1 protein-coding gene is annotated in these 290 nt (G+C 49.3%); it reads right to left on the bottom strand.

Annotated elements, in window-relative coordinates; genetic code table 11:
- Nucleotides 1-290 (bottom strand): IS110 family transposase (locus ACZ2XM_RS15470; RefSeq protein ID WP_490619011.1); only part of this gene is annotated, 290 nt, incomplete at both ends.

Here is a 290-nt window from a genome sequence, read left to right as displayed (position 1 = left end):
TCTTTAACGATAGGTGCGGTGTCAGTAGCGTCTGCTTTCTCCTGACGATTCAGCTCACGCTGCAGATCTTCTTGCAGGGCATCTAAGCGTGATAATAAGGACTTGAGATGACGGGCTTCTGCAGGCGGCGGTGTCCATAAGTCAGGTTTAGCAGTATAGGCATAGCGTGCCAATAAAATACTGTCTTTCTTATCGGTCTTATGACGGCTGCCGAGACTATCGGCGTAGCTTCTGACGAAGGCAGGGTTAACGATACTAACGTTTAAGCCCTGCTCATGCAGGTAATAGGC

This window comes from Psychrobacter sp. CoH-33_TS_01, from assembly GCF_058189395.1.
This window is presented reverse-complemented; position numbering and strand designations above follow the sequence as displayed.